A 17239-nucleotide genomic window follows, 5' to 3' on the forward strand; every position below is an offset into this window, starting at 1 on the left:
ATGCGCGCGTTCACCGGCCGCCCACCCCGTACCGTCACCCCCGCCGTCTCCGTCGTGACCACCCCCGCCGCCGCTCCCACGCGGTCCGCCGCCTCCGGCCGGTTCGCCGCGGTCGTGCGGTCCGGCTCCGCCGCCGACCTCTCGCGCCTGCTGCTCCCCGTGGTCTTCCTCTTCCTGCTCGCCCTGGCCGTGTCCGCGCCCTGGCTCCTGACCCCCGCCGACCCCTTGACCGCCGACCCGCTGAACGCCCTCGCCCCGCCCACCGCCGGCCACTGGTTCGGCACCGACCACCTCGGCCGCGACGTGCTGGCCAGGGTCGTCCACGGCGCCCGTCACTCCATCAGCATCGGCGTCGCCGCCACCACCCTGGCCGTCACCTGCGGCGTGCTGCTCGGCCTGGCCGCCGGGCTGTCGCCGAAATGGCTGGACGAGGCGCTGGCCCGCTCGTTCGACGTGCTGTCCACACTGCCCGAGCTGCTCCTCGCCCTGCTCGTCGTGGCGATCACCGGCCCCGGCACCGGCAACGTCATCTTCGCCATCGCCATCGCCCAGGTCCCCAACTACGCCCGTGTGATCCGCGCCCAGACCTTCGTCGTCCGCCACTCCGGCTACGTCGAGCAGGCCGTCACCTTCGGCCGCTCCCGCCTGACGATCACCGCCGGGCACGTGCTGCCCAACGTGCTCGGCCCGATCCCCGTGCTGGCCACGATCGGGCTCGGGCAGGCGGTGATCGCCAGCTCCGGGCTCAGCTTCCTCGGCATGGGGCCGCAGCCGCCGGCCGCCGAATGGGGCGCGATGCTCGCCGAGGCCCGCAACTACCTGCGCGTCGCCTGGTGGGAGGCGTTCTTCCCCGGCCTGGCGATCACGCTCACCGTCGCCTGCCTGACCATCGCCGGGCGGCGCCTGCAAGGCCGCTTCGAGGGGAGAACACGATGACGACCTACGCGGCCCCGCCCGCCGTCGACACGCTGGTGGCCGTGGAGGGCCTGCGGGTGAGCTTCGGCGGGACCGAGGTCGTGCGCGGCGTCTCCCTGTCGGTGGCGCCGGGGGAGTGCGTGGCGATCGTGGGCGAGTCCGGCTCGGGCAAGAGCGTCACCGCGCGGACCCTGCTCGGCCTGGCCGGGCCCGGCTCGGCCGTACGCGCCTCGGCGTTCCACGTCTCCGGCCGGGACGCGCTCACCTTCGGGGCGGCGGACTGGCGGCGGCTGCGCGGCAGGTTCGCCGGGCTCGTGCTGCAGGACGCCCTGGTCTCGCTCGACCCACTGCGCACCGTGGGCGCCGAGATCGCGGAGGTGCTGGCCGTGCACGACGCCGTACCCAGGGCGCGGCGCGCGGCCAGGGTGCTGGAGCTGCTCGAAGCGGTGGGCGTGCCGGAACCGGAGATCCGGGCCGGGCAACATCCGCACCAGCTCTCCGGCGGGTTGCGTCAGCGGGCGCTGATCGCCTCCGCCATCGCCGCCGACCCCGAGCTGATCATCGCCGACGAGCCCACCACCGCGCTCGACGTCACCGTGCAGGCCCAGATCCTGCGGCTGCTGGCCGAGCGCAGGGCCGCGGGGACGGCACTGTTGCTGATCAGCCACGACCTGGCCGTCGTGTCCTCGATCGCCGACCGCGTCCTGGTGATGAAGGACGGCCTGATCGTCGAGGAGGGGGCGGTGGGCGAGGTGCTGGCGGCGCCCGCGCACGACTACACGAAGGCGCTGCTGGCCGCCGTGCCGTCGGCGGCCTCGCGGGACACCCGGCTCACCACCGGCGCGCCGCGTACCCGTCCCGTCCCGAACCCGTACGCGCAGGTCCTCGCGGGCTCCGGCCTCACCCGCTCGTACGGCCCGCGCCGCGTCGTCGACGACGTGTCGTTCGCCCTCCACGAGGGCGAGACGCTCGGCGTCGTCGGGGAGTCCGGCTCGGGCAAGACCACGCTCGCCCGCCTCTGCCTGGGCCTCCTGGAGCCCGACAGCGGCCGGGTCACCCTCCACCAGCGCCAATGGAGCCGCCTACCGGAACGCGTACGCCGCCCCCTGCGGCCCAGAATCCAGCTCATCTCCCAGAACCCCCTCGACTCCTTCGACCCCCGGCACACCGTCGGCCGCCTCATCGCCGAGCCGCTGCGCCTGCCGAAGCCGGCCCGGCACGCCCGGGTGCTCGACCTGCTGGCCCGCGTCGGCCTGCCACCTGACTCGGCCACCCGCCACCCGCGCGAACTGTCCGGCGGCCAGCGCCAGCGCGTCGCCATAGCCCGCGCCCTCGGCCCCCGCCCCGACGTCCTGGTCTGCGACGAGCCCGTCTCCGCCCTCGACGTCTCCATCCAGGCCCAGGTCCTGGATCTGCTGGCCGACATCCAGTCCGAGTACGGGACCGCGATGCTGTTCATCTCCCACGACCTGGGCGTGGTCCACCATGTCGCGGATCGCGTGCTGGTGATGAAGGACGGCCGTGTCGTGGAGGAGGGCGACGTCCGTTCGGTGTTCTCCCGGCCCCGTGACCCGTACACACGGGCTCTGGTGGCGTCGGTGCCCCGCATGCCCGCACACGACGAACGAGCCGGTCGGTGAGAACTCCACCGGCCGGCTCGCCGAGTTGTCACTTAGTGATCGCTACCGCCTTGTGATTCCCCACGATCTCGTCGCGGGCGGTGGCATGGAGCTCTGCGACCACGTAACCCACCTGCGGCGAGACCAGGGCCCAAGGTGTTCTCTCTCCCTTCGAGGGGCTCAGGCGTGGGTCCGGCAGGTCGCGCCCTGGCAGGAGCCGAGCTGCGCCATACGCTGGTCCAGCCGGGCCACCAGGTCGGCGTGCTGCTCGCGGCCGGCGGGCGTGGCCAGCAGGTTGGTGAGCTGGTACGGGTCCTTGACCAGGTCGTAGAGCTCGTACTCACGCTTGTCCGCGGAACGCTCCAGGTCGTACCAGCGGGTGTAGACGTACCGCTCGGTACGCAGGGAGCTCCATGACGGCACGTCGATGAGGAAGATCTCCTTGTCGGCGCCGCCTGGGTACTCCTGGAAGATGCCGTCGCGGTCGGTGACCCCGTCACTGGCGTACTGGCCGAAGAAGTCGGTGCGCCAGCCGGCCGGGGTGCGCCCGCCGAACAGCGGGCTCAGCGAGGTGCCGTCCATGTCGGCCGGGATCGGCACGCCGGCCAGGTCGAGGATGGTCGGCCCGTAGTCGATCGAGGTGGCCATGGCGGCGGTGGTGCCGTGCGTGACGCCGGGGCCGGAGACGACCAGCGGCACCCGCGTGGACTCCTCGTAGGGGGCCATCTTCTGCACGAGCCGGTGCGCGCCCATGTTGTAGCCGTTGTCGCTGGCGAAGACGAGGTAGGTGTTGTCGTACTCGCCGGTGTCCTTCAGCGTGGTGACGATGTCGGCCACCAGGTCGTCCAGGGCGAGCAGGGTGCCCATGCGGTTGCGGTGGTCGCGGTCGTTGGTGGCGGCGACGAGGCCGGAGCGCAGCTTCTTGGTCTGCTTGAGCCAGGTGGGTTTGTCGCTGACGTCGGCTTCCTGGAAGTTGGGCAGGTGCGGGGGCGGGCCGAAGGTCTTGCGGGCGTACCTGGGCGGGGCCGGCATGGGCAGGTGGGGGGCGGTGGAGGCGGCGTACCAGAAGAACGGCTTGCCGCCGGCGGCCGACTCCTTGATGAAGGCGGTGGACTTGTCGGCGATGACGTCGACCTGGTAGTCGGACGGCTGGTCGCCGTACTGGACCATGGTGCCGTTCTCGTTGAGGGTGTAGTTGTAGCCGTTGTAGAGCGACTGGGTGACGCCGGCGTTCCAGTCGTCCCAGCCGGGCGGGATGTGCTCGGGGGAGTCCTCGAGGCCGTTGAGATACTTGCCGGCCATGCCGGTGCGGTAGCCGGCGTCGTGCAGCCGCTTGACGAACGTCTTGTCCTCGTTGCCCTTGGCCTCGAAGGTCTCGAAGCCGCCCCATTCACCGAAGTTGGTCAGGACGCTGCTGTTGTGGCCGTACTTGCCGGTCAGGATCGCGGCGCGGGCGGCGCAGCAGATCGGCGTGGTGGCGAACGAGTTCGTGAACGTCAGCCCGGTCCGCTGTAACAGGGCCTTGGTCTTGGGCATCGCGTCCCAGTAGGGCGTGGTGCGGTCGTCGAGGTTGTCGGCCAGGATCATGACGATGTTGGGCCGGTCGTCGACCTGTGAGCCGCCGGCGACCTGCATGGTCACGGCGTGCGAGTTGACCACGGCCATGGTCGTGGCGACCGTGGCCAGCGCGGTGAGTCCTGCGGTGAGGAGTGCGCTCCTCCGAAAATGTGTCATGGCTGACACTTTAGCGAAGAAAATGTCAGTCCTGACACTTTTGGTTGTCCGGATGCGGACACGTGAAAGCGCCGTCGCGGTCGTCAAGGAGTTTTCGCAGGTCAGCGCATGGCCGACGGTCTCAGTTCCGGCCCTCTGCCCGGGTGAGGCTGATCGTGCCGGTGGTGCCGCGCAGGCCGAAGCCGTAGCGGTGCTGCTGTCGCGCCTGCTCGGTCGCGAGCGCGTCGCCGATCGAGGCGGTGTGCAGGCGGCGCCACTTGCCCGCGTGCTCGGCGTAGGACGTGACCGTGCCGCCGGTCAGGAGCAGCGCGAAGCGGTCTCCCGGGTTCAGGGTCAGCGGAATCTCGTCGGGCGCCTTGCGGAACTCGCCGCCCACCCTGAGGTCGAAGCCGGTGCTCTTGCGGGTGTTGTTGTACCAGGCCGTCAGGTAGTTGTCGCCGTCCTTGACCCAGCCGACGAACACGCTGTCCTCGAACTGGCCGCTGCCGGCGAACGCGCCGGTGGTCAGCACGCTGACGGCCTGGTCCGAGGAGAGCGCCTTCGGTCCGGCCACCATGCCGAAGAACGGTCCGGTGCCGCCGCCGCTGAACCTGCCGCCGCCGACGGTGATCGCCGGCAGGTTCTCATCGGGGAACGGCCGGTACGTGGCGTACCGGCGTGAGGTGTCGTCCGCGAACTGGTCGGAGACCTCCACCGTGGGCAGCGCCGCCAGGTCGAGGCTCGCGCCCGGCACCAGGCGCACCGCCTGGCTCCGCCCGTCGAGCCAGGACGGCACGACCAGCACGCCCGCCGTCGCCAGCAGCGCCGCGGCAACGGACGCCACCGCGACCTTCACCCCTCGGGACCTGCGGCGCGCGACCGGCTCCGTCGCGACGGGCACGACCAGCGTGTGACCGCCGGCCGGCGGGAGCTCCCCGCCGGTGAGGTCGCGCAGCAGCCGGGCGGCGGCCGGGCGCGCCGCCGGGTCCTTGGCCAGGCAGGCGAGCACCAGCGGGCGCAGGGGCGCGGGCACGCCCGACAGGTCGGGCTTGTCGTACAGGATGGCGTGCAGGATCGCGGGCACCGTCGAACCAGGGAACGCGGTGCGCCCCGTCGCGGCGAAGACCATGGTCCCGGCCCAGGAGAACATGTCCGAGGCGGGCGTGAGCGGCTGGTCGGTGAACTGCTCGGGCGGCATGTACGACGGCGTCCCCGCCACCTGCGCGTTGCTCGTCACGTGGTCGAGGGCGCGGGCGATGCCGAAATCGATCACGACCGGCCCCTCGGGACCGAGGATCACGTTGCCCGGCTTGAAGTCGCGGTGCACGACCCCGGCCGCGTGGATCGAGGCCAGCGCCGTGAGCGTGGAGACCGCCAGCCGCTCCAGCCCGCTGCCGGTCCGGGGGCCGTCCCGCTTGACCAGCTCGTCGAGGGACGGGCCGGGGACGTACTCGCTGACGATGTACGGCCGCTCGTCCACGACCCCCGTCCCCAGGACCCTCGCCGTGCAGAAGGCGGCAACGCTCGCCGCGACCTCCGCCTCCCGCAGGAAGCGCCGCCGCGTCTCGGGGTCGCCCGCGTACCGTGCGTGCAGCACCTTGATCGCCACCCGCCCGCCGCCGGGCGACTCCCCGAGGTAGACCGTCCCCTGGCCGCCTTCGCCGAGCCGCGCCAGGATCCGGTGATCGCCGAGTTGCCGATACTCCAGCGCGCGATGAACGGTCACGGCAGCACTCCGCATGATCGGACGATCTGTCTATGCCGCGCTCAGGGTAGCCCTTGACCGCCCATCAAGAACGATATTTCACGACTTAAACGGCGCGTCGGTTCTTGTAGTGGTGCCTGATCAGCGTGCCCGCGCAAGCCAGGGCGACCAGCCCGAACGCGGGGCCGACGAACACGTTGACGTCCGCCGTGTTGGCCACCACGTTGCAGACCGAACTGACCACCAGCAACAGCCACAACGCGGGCCGCTTCAGGTCATGCGCCGCGCCGTTGCGCCGGGTGGACTGGATGCCGCTCATGGGGTGCTCCTTCGTCGAGGTGCGGTGTGTCCGTTACCCCAAAAGGTACGAAGCGCAGCCCCCGACAGGCGATCCAGTCAACGGCACATCCGAGGTACAGCAGGCTGTACCTGGATCCCCGGAGGCGACCGGCTCAGGCGCGCAGCGTGGCGCCGGGGCCGCAGCCGTAGGTCTCGCGGTAGAGGGCGGCGAAGCGGCCCGGGTGACCGAAGCCCCAGCGGGCGGCGATGTCCGCGTCCACCTCGCCGTCCTCGCCCATGGTGCTGTTGGGGAAGGTGGCCAGCGTGGTGGTGGCCAGCAGCCGGCCGGCCTGCCCCATCAGCAGCCTGCTGGCGGCCGCCTGCGGGACGGCCAGGACGTTGCGGGCGAGATGGTCGACGGCCGGCATCATCCAGGCGTACACCGGCCGCCCAGCCGGCCCTTCTCCCCTCGATGATCTCTAGTAGAGCGCTCGTGCGGTTGGTTACCGTGTAAGCGGCGGGGCGCCGCCGACCTGCGGTCATGGTGAGCAAGGGGCCTCCGATGTCAGTCATCGCATTCGTCGCCGTGTGGCTGACGTCTCTGGTGGGCGTCCTGGGATCGTCGAGTCACGGACGGCGCGGCGAATCGGAGGGTGACGCGGAGCCACCGGTCGAGCAACTGCTCTACACCGACTCACTGCTGTGGGTGGCCCTGACCCAGGAGCCGGAGACGTCGCTGGTGCGGCTGATCGGGGAGATCGACTTCACCAACGCCGACGCGGTGGCGGACGCGCTGGCCGGGGCCAGGAGCTTCTGTGCCGCGCTCGTCATCGACATCGAGCAGCTCAGTTTCGTCGACGTCGCCGGGATCCGGGCACTGGCGGTCTTCTCCCACGAGAACGCCGTCCCCATCCGCAACGTCCCGTCCTACGTGAAACGCGCCGTCGAGCTGCTGGACCTGCCTCCGCTGGGTTGACGGGTCAGGCGATGGTCAGGTGCAGGCGGAACCGGGTCCCCTCCGGCCCGCTGCGGATCTGCACCAGGTCGCACAACTGGTGCACCGCCCACAGCCCGTGCCCGCGCGCGGCTCCGGGCTCCGGGGGCACGTAGCAGAGCAGCGGGCTGGGCAGGCGGCTGGAGTCGAAGACGTCGCAGACGACGGTCGGCCCGTTGATCCACAGTGCGATGTCGCCGTGCCCGGCGCCGCTCTGGACGGTGTTGGTGGCGACCTCGTTGACCGCCAGGACCAGCGACTCGATCTGCCCGGCGGTCATCCCCAGCTCGGTGGCGTGGGCGCTCAGCCGCCGCCGCATCGAGGACAGGTCGGCGTCGAAGGGGATCTTCATGGCGTGGGGCGGCGCCGTCGGCAGGCGGTCGTCGGAGGACAGGAAGTCGGCCGGGTCGCTGTAGGCGTCGCTGTCGCGGGTGCCCGCCCCGGTGACCACATGAGGATGGGTACGCCGTGCGTCGGCGACGATCTGCGCGGGCAACCTCCGGGCGTCGTACGGGCACAGGATCCAGGCGGGGCTGCGGACGAAGGCGGCGTTCAGCACCGACTCGTACCGGGTCCACTCGTTCTCCTCCGGCGGGGTGCGGCCTTCCCAGACCGGCTCGCCGATGATGCGTACGGTGCCGTGGAGGCGCCGGTGGACCGCGACGTAGCGGTTGTAGGCGGACAGCGTGCGGCCGGGGGAGTCGTACCAGTCGCGGGCCATGACGAACTCCACCCGCCCGGCGTCGGGGCCGAGGCTGTCGCGCAGCAGCGCGATGTTCGCCTCGGTGGTCACGGCCAGCACCTTCTCGCCCGCCCCGAGGCCGTCGAGGCAGAACCCCGTGGTGGCCTGCTGGAACGCCTGGTCGCTGCCGTAGATCAACGCTTGGTGGCAGAACTTCGAGACGGTGACGGGAGGCATGCTAGTCGGCCTCTTTCGTGATGAGTTGGACCGTCTCGTGCCAGCCCATCAGCGTGCAGACCCGGACCGCCGTCGCCGCCAGGTTCGCCACGGACAGGCGGCGCCCGGCCGGGAGCCGGGCGGCGGCCTGCACCAGGGCGTACAGTCCCACGACGTCGATGAACTCCACCTCGGACATCTCGATCAGCAGGTCACCGCCGGCGTCCGCGTCGGTGGCGTGGCGCAGCGCGGTGGTCCAGGCGGGGGCGGTGGCGAGGTCGATCGTCCCGATCACGTTCAGGACGCGGCGGCCGTCCGGATCGAAGGTGGGCAGGACCCGTAGCCGGCCGTCGCACAGGGCGTTCATCCGCACGGTGTCGAGGTGGCAGGCGATGAGCGTCTCCAACCGGTGGGGCGGGAACAGGCGGCGGTCGTAGTGGCAGATGCCGACCAGGCCGCCCTCTCCGTAGAGCCCCTTCAGCCGCCGCTCGTACTCCTCCAGCCGTTCGGTGCCGGACGCGCCGGTCAGCGCCCAGTCCATCTCCCCGCTCATCCGCAGCCCCTTGAACCCCGACCGCGAGGTGCGGGCGACCTCCCGCCGCAGTTCGGCGATCATCTCGTCGGGGTCGAAGCGCCCCGAGCGCAGGTAGGTGTCGGACGACGGCAGGACCTCGAGCCGCCCGGAGACCATGGCGGCGGTCAGGTCGACGCCGCCCCCGCCGAGCCAGGCCAGCAGGCTCGCGGTGGAGCCGCCGGTGATGCAGACCACTCGCTCACCGCGTTCGAGCCCGTCCGCGACATAGGCCGACAGGACCGCACGCTGCTCGGATTCGTGCGTGAACGGCAGGCACAGATGATCGCCTGGCCGAATGTCCTTGATCTCGGGCATCCCGCCTCCTCGGCTGCCGCCCACGCTATAGCCGACCGGTCGAGTCCACCACTGGCGACAGGGTTTGACGCGCGAAGATGTCACCTGTAAGACTGGGCTAACAGGTGACATCGAATAAGGACAGCATGCTGACCAGTGAAGAGTTGCTCCAACTCCTCGCCGCGGTCGGGCACCCGGTGCGGCTGCGGATCCTCGCCGCGCTCGCCGACGGGCGTGTGCACGTCAGCGAGCTGGCCCGGCGCGTCGGGGTGTCCCGGCCGCTGCTCTACATGCACCTGGAGCGGCTGGAGAGGGCCGCGCTGGTCGAGGGGCGGCTGGAGCTGTCAGATGACGGCAAGGCGATGAAGTACATCGAGCTGCTGCCTTTCGAGCTCACCCTGACGATCGACACTGTCCTCGCGGCACTTCGCGCGGATGATGAGGAAGGTCCCAACGACGTGCAGGAGACTTCGCAGTGATCGACATCGGTTCGATCGTGATCCCCGTCGGGGTCACGCTGATTCTGTTCGGCGCCATCACCGGCTGTGTCGCGTTCTACTTCCGCTTCGAGCGGCACCGTGCCGAGGTCCTCACGGCGGAGATGGCCAAATACCGCGAGCTCGCCGAGCAGGCCGTGCGCCAGCAGGAGCAGGTGCAGGCCAGGCTCAAGGAGCTGACGGAAAGAGTCGCGGGGGTGGAGCGGATCCTGCGCAGCGTCGACTGACGAACCCCGTGAAGAGGCCCGGGAGCGAGCGGCAACTCGCCCCCGGACGGTGGAAACCGCACGACCACGCCGTGAACGGCGTGCCTTTGACGCGTACGTGCTTCCAGAGAAAGGAGAGCAGCTCATGCTGCTCGAACGCAAACCGTCCCGCCGGCGTGCCCTGATCTGCTCATTGGCGCTCGCCCTGCCGATCCTGGCGATGAGCTCTCCCGCCGCCGCCGCCGACCCCGCACAGTCCGTACGTGAGTTCGCCGACGCCTTCGTGCCCCGCCAGTTGGCGGAGCACCAGGTCCCGGGGGGCGCGGTCGCCGTGGTGGCCGGAGGGCGCCAGGTGTTCGCCCAGGGCTACGGCGTCGCCGACGTGGAGAGCGGCCGGCCCGTGGACGCCGCCCGTACCGTGTTCTCCCCCGCCTCGGTGGCCAAACTGATCACCGCCACCGCGGTCATGCAGCTCGTCGAGCGGGGCCGTATCGACCTGAAGGCCGACGTCAACGACTACCTCACCACGTTCAAGATCGAGAACACGTATCCCGGCCGGCCGGTCACCACGGAGCACCTGCTCACCCACTCCGCCGGATTCGCCGCCGGCGACTTCGGCACGGGCGCGGCCCGCCCGGAGGACGTCCACGAGCTCCGCGCCCACCTCGCCGACCACCAGCCGAGCCGGATCCGCCCGCCCGGCACCAGGGCCGTCTACTCCAACTACGGCATGGGCCTGGCCGGCCATCTGGTCGAGCTCCGCTCGGGCCTGCCCTTCCACCAGTACGTGCGGGAGAACATCTTCCAGCCGCTGGGCATGACGCTCTCCACCATGGCCCAGCCGGAACCCGCCCCCATCGGCGCGGCACTGGCCCCCGGCTACCGGCTGCAGAACGGCCGCCAGGTGCGGGCGGAGGGCACCAACCACGGGCACATGCCGCCGCACGGCGCGGGCTTCCGCTCCACCGCGACGGACCTGGCCAGGTTCATGCAGGCCCAGCTCGGTGACGGTGGCCCGATCCTCAAGCCGGAGAGCGTCCGCCTGATGCAGAGCCGGCGCTTCGGCAACGCCGAGGGCACGGCCGGCATGGGGTACGGCTTCCAGGAGTACACGAGGAACGGCAGCCGCCTGCTCGTCCACCGGGGCAGCATCCCCGGCTATTTCGCCGTCATGGCGCTCGTCCCCGAGCGCGGCATCGGCATCTACGCCTCCTACAACGGCAGCGGCAAGGGCGGCCCCGACTCGGCCTGGGACCTGGTCAACGCCTTCGCCGACCGCTTCGCCCCAGCCCCAGCCCCCGCCCCGCGGCCGGCCGGCGCGGGGCCTTTGCCCGACCCCGCCGGATACGCCGGCGCCTACCGCTCGGCCCAGACCTCGGACATGACCGACCTCGGCAGGCTCAGCGGGCTCATGAGCGTGGTGAACGTGACCACCGCCGGCGACGGCATCCTGACCACCACGGGCGCGGTCGCGCACGGGCCCGCCGAGAGCCGGCAATGGGTGCAGATCGGGCCGGGGCTGTTCCAGGAGAAGAACGGGTACCGCACGATCCGGTTCGGCGCGGACGGCCTGCTGGCCACGGAGAACCCGGTGGGGCCACTGGTGCGCCTGGCCTGGTACGAACTGCCCTCCCTGCACCTCGGCGTGCTCGGCGTCAGCCTGACCATCCTGCTCCTGTCCACACTGGCCTGGCCCATCGCACGCATCGCCCGCCGCACCCGCCGCCGCCCGACCCGCCCAGCGGGCTCGCACACGCTTGACCCGACTCCTCCGGCGGGCTCGCACGCACATGACCTGACTCCTCCGGCGGGCTCGTACGCGCATGACGCGGCCCACGCGGCCGGTTCGCCAGGAAAGGCCGGTCCCGCCTGGGCGGCCCGTGTGGCGGGGTTGCCCGGCTGGGTCGCGGCGGCGCTCGTCACGGCCTCCGCCGTCTCGGTCGTGGCGCTGTTCGCGAACTTCGACGCCAACCAGGCCGACTTCTTCCTCGGCGGCAGCCCGCTGTTCTCGCTCATCATGACGCTGCCCGTACTGGCCGCCCTCGCGACCGCCGCGACGCTGGTCACCGTCGTGCTCGCCTGGCGCGGGCGCTGGTGGAGCCTGGCCGGGCGCACGCACCACACCGTCGTCGTGCTCGCCGCCATCGGCTATCTGTCCGTGGCCGCCGCCTACAACCTGCTCGGCTGACGGCTCACCCCTGCGGGCTCGGCACCTCCAGCCGGAGGAACGTGGCCTCTCTGACGGCCGCACGGGCACCGAGGACGTGCCCGTCGCACATCCTGGTCTCCGTGCCGGCCCGGTCGATGACCTTCCACGTCACCGGCTCGCCGCACGGCCGGCCGGGCCGGTCATAGGTCCAGGTGCGCCGGCACACCCGGCACGTGGAGACCCCGGCCTTGGAGGAAAGGGTGTTGCCGTGCTCGGGGCAGACGCCCCACGGCATGGAGCACGTCTGCTGGGCCCGCAGCCTGGCCAGGTCGCCGGCCGCGAGCTGCAGGTCCTCGGCGCCTCTGGCCAGCCACTCCGCGGCCTGCCGCGCGGCCACGAGGGGTTCGTGCTCGGGCGACCCGGCCGGGACGCTGTCACAGAGTTGCCGGATCTCGGCGGTGAGCGCCTCGACGCGGACGGCGAGAGCGCTCAGGTGCGCTGGAGTGACGGTCATCCGGGCTTCCACCTCGCAAGAGTTCGGCCGGCGGCTGGTCGGCGGTGACGCCCCCACCTACTGCCAGGCTAGCCAGGAGACCGCACGTGCGAGCGGGCGGCGGACATTGTTCTCGCACAGAGATACGGACGCGACAGTGTCAGCGCGGTGGTGGTCAGCGCCATCCCGACGAAGACCGGCGCCAGGTGCCAGAGGTCGACGTACCCGATGCTCAGGTGGGTCGCGACGGCGGGCACGAACCCGGCCACCGCGGCGAGCGCCAGCGTCCACCACACCCACGACTCCCCGCGCCGCCACCCCCAGGCGCTCAGCAGCGTGATGGCCGTGGCCGCCGCCATCAGCGCGCCGCCGAACCCGGCCCGGTCGTGCGCGACGAACGACGGCAGCCGCGCGTTGACCGACCCCAGCGCGTCGGCCCCGGCGCCCAGGAACGCCACGTCACTGGGGACGAGCACGCCGGTGAGACCGACGGCCGACACGGCCACGCCACCGGCGAACAGCCCCGCCCCGGTGATCACCATGAGGAGCTGGCCGGTGAGCGCCCGGCGCCGCTCGCGCTCCGGCCCCTCGGGCAGGGACGTCCACCGCGGGCCCCCGGAGGAGCGCCGCGTCGCGGCCACGAACATCGGCAGGAACACGGCGGTCAGCACCAGATGCAGCGGCTCGGCGTACCCGTGGGCGAAGAGGTAGAGCTCGGCCACGAACCCCACACACCCCGACGCCAGGTACGCCTCCCGCGCCCAGGGCCAGCCGCGCCGCATGCCGCCGGCGGCGAGGCCCGCGTACAGGACGCCGATGGCCACCATCGTGCCCGCCAGCGTGATCCGGTCGTGGCGCAGGAAGTGGACGAGGTGGTGGTTGACCGCGTGCAGCGCCTGGCGGTCCATGCCGAGGAAGGCGCGGTCGTACCAGAGCAGGACGGGGCCGAGCGCGACGGCGGCGGCCACGATGCCGGCGACGGCCATGACGGCGCCCGCCATCAGCCCCCACCACGGCCGCCCCCCGGCCGCCGGCCCCCGCACGGCGTCCCGCAGGGGGAGGGCGGGCACGGTCGGGGTCGCCGCCTCCATCACCCGCCCGAACCAGCCGGGCCCCGCCTCGATCAGCAGACCGGGCGTGGCCAGCACGACCCTGCCAGGGTCGGCGAGCATCCGGACGGCCGCATCGACGGACGGCGATTCGGCACGCACGAGTTCCCCGCCGGCCCCGCTGGGCGTGGCCAGGACCGCGTCCACGTGTGGTGCGAGGGCGTCCGCGACGGCCGGGTCCTCCGTGCGTACCAGCACGGGGATCCGCCGGCCCGTCGCGGCCTCCCGGATCTGTGGCACGTCGGCGGCTGTGACCGGTTCCACCAGGATCAGCCCCGCCCCGAGCGGGGGCAGCGCCCGGACGGCCTCCCACGCCACCCCCGGCGGCACCACCGCGCCCAACCGGTTGCGCACCGGGACCCCGCGCACCGCCCCCGCCAGGTGCGCGGGCGGGTGCCGGTGCCCGAGCAGCCGTGCGACCACCCGGCCGCCGCCCGGCAGCGACCCTGTCCAGGCCAGCACCCGCAGCGCCGCCAGCCGTGACCGCCGCACGCCCAGCAGCGCCCCCGCGATCCCCCGCAGCGGCTGGTACGTCCAGTCAGGCATGGATCCCCCTCATCGGCCCTTCCTCCAGGACAGGCGGGACCCACGAGAGGACGGGTTTCATCGACCGCGCCGGCAGCGTGGACGGCATCAACCGGGCGCCCAGATCCCGCACCCACACCCCAGGCGCCCACGCCATCAGCCCGACCGCCCCCAGCCGCGCCGCCCGCCGCGCGATCGCCCGGGTACGAGGCCGCCGCACCCGGTCATACCGCGCAAGCCCCGCATTCAGCCCCGCGTCGAACCCCGAGCCCGCCCCCGCGTCGAGCTCCGTGCCCATCCTCGCGTCGAGCCCTGTGCCGACTCCTGTGCCGACTCCTGTGCCGACTCCTGTGCCGACTCCCGTGCCGACCCCCGGGGCGCTTCGCAGGCAGGCCGCCAAAGTGACCGCGTCCTCCAGCGCCGTGCCCGCCCCCTGCCCCAGCGCCGGATCCATCGCGTGCGCCGCGTCCCCCAGCAGCACCACCCGCCCGCGTACGTAGGAGTCCAGCGGCGGCGCCTCGTACACGTCGTGCCGCAACACCCCGCTCTCCGGCACGGCCGCCAGCAACCGCGGCACAGGATCCGGCCAGCCCCCGAACCGGCCCACGACCTCGGCGTACCGCTTCCGGCCACCGCCCTCCGCATCCCCTTCGACCGGCGAACCCTCCGGTGTCCGGGCCGCCGCGAAGCAGTAGAACCGTCCGCCGGGCAGCGCCGTGAATCCGAACCGCTCGCCCCGCCCCCAGAACATCGCCCCCTCGGCCCCGAGGCCGTCCAGAGGCTCGGTCACCATCCGCCACGCCGTGCATCCGGTGTACCGAGGTCCCTTGGCCTCCGGCCACCCCTTCCGCCGCACCAGGCTGCCCACCCCGTCGGCCCCCACCACCAGGTCCGCCCGTTCCCGGCCGCCCCGGTGCTCGACGACCACGCTGCCGTCCGCACCGGGCCGCACCTCCCGCACGTCGCCACCCGCCCGCAACGCCGCCGCCGGTAACGCCGCCAGCAGGATCCGCAGCAGCTCGGCCCGGTGCACCATGAGCAGCGGCCACCCGTACCGCCGCGCGAGGTCGGCGTTGTCCGTCCGGTGCAGCCACCGCCCGGCCCGATCCCGCACCCCGCCCGTCGTCTCGACGGCGGCGACCGCGCGCACCCGCGCGTCCAGCCCGAGGGCGGCGAGCGCGCGCATGGCGTTGGGCCACAGCGCCAGCCCGGCCCCGATCTCCCCGAACTCGTCGGCCCGCTCCAGCACGACCACCCGCCACCCGATCCGGTGCAGGGCGATCGCCGCCGCCAGCCCTCCGATGCCGCCCCCGGCCACAACCGCAGCAGGCATGTCCGCCCCCCGACCTCACGTTTGAGCGACTGCTTAAATCGACACTAAGCCTATTTAAGCACTCGCTCAACCGCTCGGCCGGCCGGGGTCCGTGATCGGCCTTGGGGGGCGTCCGCGAGGACGGTCAGTGGGCCCTGGGCTCCGTCACGGGCGCGCTGAACGGGAACACGAAGAGCGGCCCCGTCACCACCGCGTTCTCGCTGCCCGGCCCGTAGGGGAGGTTGGCGAGCTGCCGGCAGGTGCCGCGGTCCTCGATGCCGTAGACGGTGTTCTGGCCGTCACGACCGGCGTTGAAGCGGCCGACGAGGGAGATGCGGTCGCGGACGCGTCCTCGTTCGTCGACGAAGAACCCGTGGATCGGCGCGGTGGCGGAGAAGGTGTCGGCGGTCATGACCTCCTGCACCAGGTCCGAGATGAGGAAGCGCAGGGTGCGGCCGTCGGCGTCGGTGACGGTCCCGTCGAGTTCGCCGACGAACGGGGTGAAGATGCCCGGCGCGCCGGTCGCGAAGCCGTCGGTGTAGGGGAGTGGCCGCTTGGCGAGCTGGGAGACGCGCCAGGTGCGTTTGAAGGTGCCGGTCCTGATCGTGTACGTGCCGTTGCGGCATTCGAAGGGCCGGAGGGTGAGGCCGGTAAGGTCGATCGTCTGGCGCACGATCGGGTTGCCGGTGGCGGGGTCGCCGAACCTGTCCTCGTCGATGCGTACGTCGAGCCCGCGCGGCGTCAGCTTCAGCACGAACCCGGGGCCGGTCGCCTTGAGATGGAACCGGCTCTCTTTGATCCTCAGGCCGGGGGCGCCCGGCTGGTGCGCTTGCGCGGCGGTGGCCGGTAACAGGCCGACCGCCAGCGCCGCGAGCACGATGACGGTGGAGCGCAGGACTGGAATTGCAGGACTCATGGGTCCCCCCTCGCAGTCGCGACGATCAGGTCATGCTACAGCGGGGGTGCGGCGACGGTCGATCAGGTGGCCGCCGCGATCCCGCGAAGCGCGGCTCGCTGCGCCGGGCTCAGGCGGTCGGGTCTCGTGGTGAGCGCGTACGTGCCGGGCGGGGTGTGACGAAGCGCGAGCGGGTCGGCGACGGCCGGATGGCGTTCGACCACGTCCAGAGCGTCGGCGACGCGCCGCGCCGGCCAGCCCAGCGCCATGGCCAGCTCGTCCACGGTGAGCGCACGAACAACCCACACCGGCGCGCCGTCCACGGGTGTGGCGTCCGTCAGGGCGGTGTGTGTCAGGGCGGCCACCACCGTCAGGGCGTCGAGCACGACGGCGTCCGTGAGACTGCGGCCGCTCATCTGCTCGCTGACCTGGCCGAAGAACCGCCCCATCTGGCCCAGCCGCCCCCCGGCGGGCGTGTCGGCCCCGAACAGCTCGACCCCGCGCCGCGCCGCCCGAGCGACCTCGGCGTGCGCCCCGGTGTCGGCTCTCCATGCCCGCCGCCAGACGTCGTCGTCGATGACGTAACGCTCCCGGCGCCCGCCGAGCTCGGGCCGGCGGCCGACCAGCTCCATCGCCTCGAGGTAGCCGATGGCCTTGGACACCGAGGCCGGGCTGACCCGCAGGCGGCGTACGAGCTCGGCGGCCGTCAGGCTGCCCGCCTCGGAGGTGATCAGGCAACTGAACACCCGGGCGGCCATCCGCGACAGGCCGGTCCCGGCCAGCAGGACCGCGAACTCCTCCACGAACTCGGACGCCCGGCCGTCGGCCTGCTCCTGGACGGCACGGACGGGCTTGCGGCGGCGAGCGCGCCGCCCGGCGGTCTGGTGGGCGTGGTCGGCCACGTAGCCGCCGGGCGCGGCGTTGCGGGCCACCTCGCGGCTCACCGTGGACGTCGGCCTGCCGAGCCGCCTGGCGATCTCGGCGTAGCCCAGCCCCTCGCTCACCCAGGCCGCGATCTGCTGCCGCTCCTCGTGGGTCAGCCTGCCTCCGGGCATCGGCCCG

The 17239-nt window shown here is 72.4% G+C and carries 17 protein-coding genes; 6 read left to right on the plus strand and 11 right to left on the minus strand.

Annotated elements, in window-relative coordinates; translation table 11 throughout:
- Positions 1 to 936 carry an ABC transporter permease gene (locus AB0I15_RS05470; RefSeq protein WP_358090555.1) on the plus strand — a complete coding sequence of 312 codons (936 nt, stop codon included), beginning with the start codon at positions 1 to 3 and terminating at the stop codon, positions 934 to 936.
- Positions 933 to 2555, plus strand: a complete 1623-nt coding sequence (locus AB0I15_RS05475; protein ID WP_358090558.1) for an ABC transporter ATP-binding protein — start codon at positions 933 to 935, stop codon at positions 2553 to 2555. Before AB0I15_RS05470 ends, AB0I15_RS05475 begins: the two co-directional genes overlap by 4 nt.
- A gap of 159 nt (positions 2556 to 2714) precedes the next feature.
- Here AB0I15_RS05475 and AB0I15_RS05480 read toward each other — a convergent pair whose 3' ends face one another.
- From AB0I15_RS05480 to AB0I15_RS05495, 4 genes are all read right to left on the minus strand, one after another.
- A complete protein-coding gene (locus AB0I15_RS05480) occupies positions 2715 to 4268 on the minus strand; it encodes a sulfatase (protein WP_358090561.1) in 1554 nt (517 codons plus the stop codon).
- 121 nt (positions 4269 to 4389) lie between these two features.
- Positions 4390 to 5973: a serine/threonine-protein kinase gene (locus tag AB0I15_RS05485; protein WP_358090563.1), complete on the minus strand. Its 1584-nt coding sequence runs from the start codon at positions 5971 to 5973 to the stop codon at positions 4390 to 4392.
- 85 nt (positions 5974 to 6058) lie between these two features.
- Positions 6059 to 6271 carry a hypothetical protein gene (locus AB0I15_RS05490; RefSeq protein WP_358090566.1) on the minus strand — a complete coding sequence of 71 codons (213 nt, stop codon included), beginning with the start codon at positions 6269 to 6271 and terminating at the stop codon, positions 6059 to 6061.
- Positions 6272 to 6404: 133 nt separating this feature from the next.
- Positions 6405 to 6659 carry a hypothetical protein gene (locus tag AB0I15_RS05495; protein WP_358090568.1) on the minus strand — a complete coding sequence of 85 codons (255 nt, stop codon included), beginning with the start codon at positions 6657 to 6659 and terminating at the stop codon, positions 6405 to 6407.
- Between the two features lie 134 nt (positions 6660 to 6793).
- On the opposite strand from AB0I15_RS05495, the gene AB0I15_RS05500 reads away from it, so the two are divergent.
- The gene (locus tag AB0I15_RS05500; protein ID WP_358090571.1) at positions 6794 to 7207 is read left to right on the plus strand and encodes an STAS domain-containing protein; all 414 of its coding nucleotides are present in this window, start codon (positions 6794 to 6796) and stop codon (positions 7205 to 7207) included.
- A gap of 4 nt (positions 7208 to 7211) precedes the next feature.
- On the opposite strand, the gene AB0I15_RS05505 is transcribed toward AB0I15_RS05500, so the two are convergent.
- Positions 7212 to 8144, minus strand: coding sequence for a sensor histidine kinase (locus AB0I15_RS05505; RefSeq protein ID WP_358090574.1), 933 nt, complete (start codon positions 8142 to 8144; stop codon positions 7212 to 7214).
- Position 8145: 1 nt separating this feature from the next.
- Complete coding sequence (locus tag AB0I15_RS05510; protein WP_358090577.1) at positions 8146 to 9012, minus strand: MEDS domain-containing protein; 867 nt, start codon at positions 9010 to 9012, stop codon at positions 8146 to 8148.
- A 125-nt stretch (positions 9013 to 9137) separates the two neighbouring features.
- On the opposite strand from AB0I15_RS05510, the gene AB0I15_RS05515 reads away from it, so the two are divergent.
- The 3 genes from AB0I15_RS05515 to AB0I15_RS05525 all read left to right on the plus strand — a co-directional run bounded on the left by AB0I15_RS05515 (position 9138) and on the right by AB0I15_RS05525 (position 11882).
- Positions 9138 to 9470 carry a winged helix-turn-helix domain-containing protein gene (locus tag AB0I15_RS05515; protein ID WP_358090581.1) on the plus strand — a complete coding sequence of 111 codons (333 nt, stop codon included), beginning with the start codon at positions 9138 to 9140 and terminating at the stop codon, positions 9468 to 9470.
- On the plus strand, positions 9467 to 9715 hold the full coding sequence (locus AB0I15_RS05520; RefSeq protein WP_358090584.1) for a hypothetical protein: 249 nt from the start codon (positions 9467 to 9469) through the stop codon (positions 9713 to 9715). The genes AB0I15_RS05515 and AB0I15_RS05520 overlap by 4 nt, the downstream gene beginning before the upstream one ends.
- Positions 9716 to 9839: 124 nt before the next feature.
- Positions 9840 to 11882 (plus strand): serine hydrolase domain-containing protein, encoded by a 2043-nt coding sequence (locus tag AB0I15_RS05525; protein WP_358090587.1) that lies wholly within the window; start codon positions 9840 to 9842, stop codon positions 11880 to 11882.
- Between the two features lie 4 nt (positions 11883 to 11886).
- Here AB0I15_RS05525 and AB0I15_RS05530 read toward each other — a convergent pair whose 3' ends face one another.
- The 5 genes from AB0I15_RS05530 to AB0I15_RS05550 form a co-directional block, all read right to left on the minus strand.
- Entirely contained in the window at positions 11887 to 12357 is a 471-nt protein-coding gene (locus tag AB0I15_RS05530; RefSeq protein ID WP_358090590.1) for a hypothetical protein, read from the minus strand.
- A gap of 68 nt (positions 12358 to 12425) precedes the next feature.
- Positions 12426 to 13991 (minus strand): hypothetical protein, encoded by a 1566-nt coding sequence (locus tag AB0I15_RS05535; protein ID WP_358090593.1) that lies wholly within the window; start codon positions 13989 to 13991, stop codon positions 12426 to 12428.
- The gene (locus AB0I15_RS05540) at positions 13984 to 15303 is read right to left on the minus strand and encodes an FAD-dependent monooxygenase (RefSeq protein WP_358090595.1); all 1320 of its coding nucleotides are present in this window, start codon (positions 15301 to 15303) and stop codon (positions 13984 to 13986) included. The genes AB0I15_RS05535 and AB0I15_RS05540 overlap by 8 nt, the downstream gene beginning before the upstream one ends.
- A 124-nt stretch (positions 15304 to 15427) precedes the next feature.
- A complete protein-coding gene (locus AB0I15_RS05545; protein ID WP_358090598.1) occupies positions 15428 to 16198 on the minus strand; it encodes a hypothetical protein in 771 nt (256 codons plus the stop codon).
- Positions 16199 to 16260: 62 nt separating this feature from the next.
- Positions 16261 to 17232 (minus strand): helix-turn-helix domain-containing protein, encoded by a 972-nt coding sequence (locus AB0I15_RS05550; RefSeq protein WP_358090601.1) that lies wholly within the window; start codon positions 17230 to 17232, stop codon positions 16261 to 16263.
- Positions 17233 to 17239 lie beyond the last annotated feature (7 nt).

Source organism: Nonomuraea sp. NPDC050643 (assembly GCF_040654715.1).
Classification (GTDB): domain Bacteria; phylum Actinomycetota; class Actinomycetes; order Streptosporangiales; family Streptosporangiaceae; genus Nonomuraea.